Source organism: Deinococcus deserti VCD115, from assembly GCF_000020685.1.
GTDB classification, from domain to species: Bacteria; Deinococcota; Deinococci; order Deinococcales; family Deinococcaceae; genus Deinococcus; species Deinococcus deserti.
Window position 1 is genome coordinate 136311 of sequence record NC_012526.1, and the last position, 6190, is coordinate 142500.

At 57.7% G+C, this 6190-nt stretch carries 8 protein-coding genes (1 of these 8 running past the window's edge); 2 read left to right on the forward strand and 6 right to left on the reverse strand.

Annotation, left to right across the window (positions count from 1 at the left end):
• Window positions 1-40: 40 nt before the first annotated feature.
• From DEIDE_RS00695 to thrC, 5 genes are all read right to left on the reverse strand, one after another.
• Entirely contained in the window at window positions 41-784 is a 744-nt protein-coding gene (locus DEIDE_RS00695) for a cupin domain-containing protein (protein ID WP_012692051.1), read from the reverse strand.
• A gap of 62 nt (window positions 785-846) precedes the next feature.
• Window positions 847-1620 (reverse strand): DUF5602 domain-containing protein, encoded by a 774-nt coding sequence (locus tag DEIDE_RS00700; protein ID WP_012692052.1) that lies wholly within the window; start codon window positions 1618-1620, stop codon window positions 847-849.
• A gap of 778 nt (window positions 1621-2398) precedes the next feature.
• Window positions 2399-2695, reverse strand: coding sequence for a hypothetical protein (locus tag DEIDE_RS00705; RefSeq protein ID WP_041226963.1), 297 nt, complete (start codon window positions 2693-2695; stop codon window positions 2399-2401).
• Between the two features lie 70 nt (window positions 2696-2765).
• Window positions 2766-3713 (reverse strand): homoserine kinase, encoded by a 948-nt coding sequence (gene thrB / locus DEIDE_RS00710; RefSeq protein ID WP_012692053.1) that lies wholly within the window; start codon window positions 3711-3713, stop codon window positions 2766-2768.
• Complete coding sequence (gene thrC, locus DEIDE_RS00715; protein WP_012692054.1) at window positions 3710-4750, reverse strand: threonine synthase; 1041 nt, start codon at window positions 4748-4750, stop codon at window positions 3710-3712. Before thrC ends, thrB begins: the two co-directional genes overlap by 4 nt.
• Before the next feature lie 311 nt (window positions 4751-5061).
• On the opposite strand from thrC, the gene DEIDE_RS00720 reads away from it, so the two are divergent.
• Window positions 5062-5328: a GlsB/YeaQ/YmgE family stress response membrane protein gene (locus DEIDE_RS00720; RefSeq protein WP_012692055.1), complete on the forward strand. Its 267-nt coding sequence runs from the start codon at window positions 5062-5064 to the stop codon at window positions 5326-5328.
• 208 nt (window positions 5329-5536) lie between these two features.
• On the forward strand, window positions 5537-5758 hold the full coding sequence (rpmB, locus tag DEIDE_RS18295; protein WP_012692056.1) for a 50S ribosomal protein L28: 222 nt from the start codon (window positions 5537-5539) through the stop codon (window positions 5756-5758).
• A gap of 65 nt (window positions 5759-5823) precedes the next feature.
• Here the strand turns inward: rpmB and lspA are convergent, their stop codons facing one another.
• A protein-coding gene (gene lspA / locus DEIDE_RS00725; RefSeq protein ID WP_012692057.1) for a signal peptidase II crosses the window boundary here: on the reverse strand, window positions 5824-6190 show its 3' portion. It continues 197 nt past the right edge of the window; the window shows 367 of its 564 coding nt (coding positions 198-564); its start codon lies off the right edge, out of view — the gene reads right to left on this strand; the stop codon is at window positions 5824-5826.

A 6190-nucleotide genomic window follows, 5' to 3' on the forward strand; every position in this document is an offset into this window, starting at 1 on the left:
AGGGAGGAGGTCCGGGCAGCCTGGAACAATCGTTCCACTTTCAGTTGCGGTTGGTGGTCAGGGCTGTTCCTTTCGGAACCAGGAACGACACTGCAACCTGGGCGGGAGCTGAATGTGGGTTGCCGACCACCGCGTAATCGCCTGGAGCTTCACGCCAAGTCTCACCGGTTTTGAAGGTGCGTTCGCCATTGCGGTCACGAACGACCATCTGTCCGGCAAGAACGGTCACGAAGCCAGGACCACCGTGGGTGTGTTCTGGTGTGAAGGCGCCTGGTGCAAAGTCGAGGATCAGCTGGTGCAGGTCATAGTGTGCGGGTACGCTGTTGACCTCAAAGTTCGAGCGGCTGACGGTCGTGGGTCCTGGAGGCAGCTGCTGGTTGGCCCCCCCTTGGTGTGTCATCGTCAGTGCGGCTCCTTTCGGAAGCATGAAAGTGGCCAGGACGCGTGCAGGGGCTGTCCCGGCGTTCCCGACTTCGGCATAGACGCCGGGCTTTTCGGCCCAGGACTGACCTGCTTTGAAGCTCTGGGTCTTGCCTGTTTCCCGTACGGTAATTTCCCCACTTATGACGGAGACAAAGCCCAGACCACCGTGGGTATGTGCGGGGGTAAATGCGCCCGGGGCGAAGTCAAGCACCAGCTGGACAACCTCCATAAGAGAGGCATTTTCAAGTTTGGTATTCAGGACGACGGTGGCTCCTGCTGGCGTCTGTGCGGTGGTTCTGTCAGTTGCTACGGTACATGCGACCAGCGTCAGGCTGAGAAATATTGCCCGCGAAGTGTGCATAGTGGGTTCTCCTCAAGAAACCGGGAACTGCTGCGTAGGCATACTGTCCTGAAAACAAGGTCTCACTGCACCGTTTGGAAGTCGCCCAGGATGAACTGATACGCATTCAGTGCCGGGTCATACACCGCGTTGAAAGTGGTGGGATAACGGGTGGTGTGGCCCAGATTGCGGGGAAGCGGCACCGGCAGTGAAAAATTCTGTTTGCTGAGCAACAACTGCTGCGTCACCATGGGCTCCAGGAAAATGAATTTGCCCCAGTAGGAGCCAGCGATCATCACCTTGTCGAATAGCCCGGGCTTGAACTGGCCGGGAGCCGAGAACTCCGACAGAGGGACACTGTGGAATCCCATAGTCGGTACGCAGACTGCCTGGGGTGGTACTCCCGGGGGCACTGGCGGCGCCCATCCCTGCGGCACATCCGCGTTATTGATTTGCGTCATGTCCTTGCAATCAATAGAAGTCGCGTCTGCTTTGCTGATGCCATGAAAATGCAGGTCAAAATGCGGGGTGTTGTACCTCCCCTCCGGCTCGTGTCCATGTGGATTCCAGTCGAGTCCCACATGCTGAAGGAAGGTCGTCTGCTGGACAGCTGCCGGGAAGTCAATCTGGGCAATTACCGGATTTCCACTGACCGGCCCATTCTGGATTGTTGCCATCGGTAGGGTGATTCCAGTCTGGGTCACCTGTCCATTCGGGCTGATTTTCGCCCAGGTACGGACGGCCGCACCGTTTACGGTCTGGACCTCACCCTGAACGACGGTATCGCTCATAATAAGGCCGCATGAGCTCAGAGCGGCGCTGATGCAGAGGCCTAAGAGGAAAAACTTCGTATTCATACGGTTCTCCTTTTAAATTCTCCAGATGGCTCGTCGCATCTCGCCACGGCGGTGCAGGTGACCCAACAATTCCCCCTTGCTGCTGGTTCAAATGACGTGTCTACTGGTAGAGGCCGGATTCAATCGAGACCAGAGTATCTTTTTATAGAGTGAATTGAACTGCCTTTTATCGAAATCTCGTTCCGATAGGACCTCAAGTAGAAATTCAGAAAGTAAATTAAATTCTGTTTTTTAAATGGTGATGCCCAGTAGTAGAAAATTATCTACCAATAACTATTTCTGAGCTTAATTGAATTATTGCGAAACAACATATTTATATCGTTCAAGTGCTTCCGCCTGGAGACTCGGGTGAGGACATTATTGCTCATGTAATGAGGTGTAGACTGCACTCTCGGCAATCGGGTCGTGCTGCCGTGTGCAACGGTGAATTAATTCATATTTATACTTATCCTGAGAAAGTTCAAGGTCGGTTGATGATAGTTGACTAAAAGTCTCTTTATTTTGTGGATAAGCTTTTCGTATCTGGCCACTTTTTTTGAAGGAGAGCGGCTTCAATATTTAAGTCTGGAAAGAAATATTTGCTCTTGCTGCCACGATTTTACGGTTGTCAGTATTTTGGTAGCGCATCGCTGCAAGGCCCCGCTTTGCAATATCCAGGTCCAAAGCGGGGCCTTTTGATGAGTATGAGTACTGGTTTCTCAGTGTTGGCGGTTGTTCAAATCTGACGCTGCAGCATATCCACGTGCGCAGTTTCCAGCCGATACAGTGAACTGGACATCTAACGGTGTTTCACCAGACGGTGAGGTTCAAGGCCGATAAACCAGGCGCCCCCTGCACTCAGCAGGGCAAGGGCGCTGGCTGGCCAGAGCAGCGCAGGAGAGTGAACAGACAGCGCCCATACCAGCACAAGGGCTGCCAGAATTCCCACAGATGCATCGGCCAGCGGTAAAGGCGCACGCCAGAACAGGGGCCGGTCACGGTAATGCAACCGCTTGGCGGTGCTGCGTAGCGACAGGACAACGGAGGCAACGGCCACAGCCGATATCAAAGCGAGCAGGTAATGCAGATCAGACATGCAAAGAAAAATTGTAAAGCCTGTCTGGCCTGACTAAGGAGAGTGGCCGCCCGTTTGGGTGGGGTGCTCCTCAGTAAGAGACAACCGTACCGTGCGGGTCAATTGCAAAGTCCTGCACGCGGCCACTCAGCCCATTACGCTTCATCACACTGTGCAGATAGGTGTGGAGCCTGGACGTTGGCTCACGGGTGTCATGGAAGCAGAGCACCGTAGGTCCGGCACCGCTGAGCGCGGCTCCCAGGGCGCCGTAGCGGTGAGCGTCATCGAGAATGTCGCTCAGACCGGGCACCAGCGGCGCGCGCCAGACCTGATGGATGTAATCCTGCATAGCGTGACGCAGCAGATCCAGACGCCCCACACTTAATGCCGCGGCCAGCAGGGCTGCATGAGACAGGGCATGCACTGCGTCCGCCCGGCTGTATTCACGGGGAAGTACAGCCCGGGCTTTGCTGGTAGAGAGCTCAAAGTCGGGAATCAGGACCGTTACGCCCAGATGAGCGGGGGGGTCAAGCCGGACATAGTGCGTTCCCAGCTTGTCCAGCGTGGCAATGACGATGCCGCCGAACAGCGCGGGCGCGACATTGTCCGGGTGGCCTTCCTCCCTCGCTGCGACGTCCAGTACAGTTTCGTGGTCCAGCGGCCGACCCAGCAGTTCATTCCCAGCCACGATTCCGGCAATCAGCGCCGCGGCGCTGGAGCCCAGGCCACGGGCCAGTGGCACCTCGGTCTCGATCTCTATGCGGGCGGGAGGAAGCGTCCGTCCGGCTCGCTGAGCCGAAAGCAGCATCGCCTGATAGACATAGTTGCTCTCGTCAGCAGGAGTGTTTTCCAGCTCCGGGCCACAAGGCACAACCTCGGTGACTTCCTGGGGCGTCACTCTCAAGGTCGTGTAGAGCGGCACACTGAGCCCCAGGCTGTCGAATCCTGGACCCAGGTTGGCGCTGCTCGCCGGAGCCCGCACCGTGAAGCCGCGCGGGACAGAGGCCACACCTGCACCAGAGGTCAGCCGCTCGGTCAAAGGATGCTCTCCAACACGCGGTCCATCTGAGCTTCAACGGCTACTGGTGTCGCGACATGACGCATGGCGCTGTTGGGATCTTTCAGGCCGTTTCCGGTCAGGACTGCCACGATGCGCTGCCCGGCGGGCAACTGTCCGGCTGCATGGCGCTTGAGCAGCCCGGCGACCGGCGCAGCACTGGCCGGCTCGCAAAACACACCCTCGCGGGCCACCAGTTGCTGGGCTTCCATGATTTCGTCATCAGTCACCATGTCAAACAGACCGCCGCTCTCGCTGACTGCCGCACGGGCCAAATGAGCGCTGGCTGGGGCCCCAATACGGATCGCTGTGGCCAGTGTCTCTGGATTTTCAACCCGGTCAACCCCCCGCGCCAGTGGCGCTGCACCGGCAGCCTGAAACCCGTACATACGAGGCAGAGCCTCCATCCTGCCGGCACTGCGGTACTCCCGGAAGCCCATCCAGTACGCACTGATGTTCCCGGCATTGCCTACAGGAATAGCCAGAATGTCCGGGGCACTGCCCAGCTCATCCACGATTTCGAAAGCGGCCGTTTTCTGGCCCTGGAGTCGGTACGGGTTGACGCTGTTGACTAGGGCAATGGGGTGGGAGGCACTGATGTCGCGCACAAGATTCAAAGCAACATCAAAGTTGCCGTTGATTGCCACGATACGGGCTCCGTAGGCCATGGCCTGAGCCAGCTTGCCCAGCGCAATGTTGCCGTCAGGAATCAAGACGATGCAGCGCAGTCCCGCGCGGGTGGCATAGGCAGCTGCGGCCGCACTGGTGTTGCCGGTGCTGGCACAGATTACAGTGTCGGCACCGTCTTCCATAGCTTTGGCTACAGCCATGACCATGCCGCGGTCCTTGAAGCTGCCAGTGGGATTCAGGCCCTCGTACTTCAGGTACAGCTCACAGCCCAGTTGCTGGCTCAGGTGCGGTGCATAAATCAGGGGCGTACTGCCTTCGCTGAGGCTGAGCAGAGGCGTGCGGTCGGTCACGGGCAGATAAGAGCGGTAACGTTCAAGGAGTCCGGGCATCTAAGGAAAGCCTCCACATGCCGCATGGCGGCGGAATGAGGTCATGCTACCTGCCCACTCGCAACAGGCTCGTTCGGCGGTAAGACAAATGCAGTTACGCTACGTCGTGCCATCAGCTACGCGTCAGAGATGAGGCAATCAGACTCATCTCTGAAGGCCAGACTTAGCTGGTATTTGCGGGACATCCATCCCGTCTTCGCACGCCCTTGAGAAAGTACTGCTTTGCACATTAGAGGCCCTTGGGGAGTCTCATGCTGCGCTCAACAACGAAGCAAATTCATCGTTGAGCAAACGACTTGGAGGAAACGAACATGGGTTGGATTATCACTATTCTGGTTGGTGCACTTTGTGGTTGGCTCGCGAGCCTCATCATGAAGACCGATGCTCAGCAGGGCGCTGTGGCAAACATTTTGATCGGTATTGTTGGCAGCATCCTGGCGCAGTTCCTGTTTGGCAACATGTTGAACATCGGCGGCGACGCGGCCGGAAACGGCTTCAGCTTCTGGAGTATCGTCTGGGGTGTTGTTGGCAGCGTACTGCTGATCGCTATTCTCAAGGCACTGCGCGTTCTGCGCTAACGATCCGTTCTTCAGCCGGGCACCTCGATCAGGGGTGCCCGGTTTTGTTGGGCCCGGAAGAGCGGCAGGCGCCTCTTTCCCTATAAGGGGCTTGGTGTGCTACAGTCGGAAGGCTTGCCCGTTCCCGTCCGGCGCGGCGGACGCCCCGAAGAGGGACACGGCCCCCGGACAGTGCCAAAAGGAACAGGCTCAAGAAGGAGAATTCACTATGGCAAAAGTGTGTGAAGTGTGCGGTAAGGGACCGATTGTTGTGAACTCGGTTATCCGCCGTGGTAAAGCCCGTGCAGCGGGCGGCGTCGGTCGTAAGGTCACAGGTATCAGCAAGCGTTCGCAGAAGCCTAACCTGCAGCCTCTCACGGTTACCCGTGGAGGCGTGAGCCTGCGTCTGCGTGTATGCAGCAAGTGCCGCAAAAGCGTCAGCGCAAGCTAAGAACCCATAATGAGAGCACCCCCGGTCAACGTGAACCGGGGGTGCTTTCTGTTGGGTCCATCCCGTCAGCGCGGCGGGTCCTTCCGGAAGCTGGCCGCCAGCAGCAGCGCCGTTCCCAGGACCACGCACATATCTGCCAGATTAAAAATAGGGAAGTCTCCCTGACCCAGTGCGCGGGTGATGGCGCTCAGGAATGGGGCGTGAATCATATCGGTTACCTTGCCGAAACGAAGCCCGTCAATAGCATTCCCTATGGCACCTGCAGCGATCAGACTCAACACCAGGCTCAGGAATCGCGTCTGAGGACGTAGGGTTACGTAGACCAGAAGGCCCAGCCCGACCAGCAGGCGGATCACTGCCAGCGGAACGGCGCTGCCGCTGAACATGCTCCAGGCGGCTCCGGTGTTGAAGGTCAGCACCCAATCCAGAATG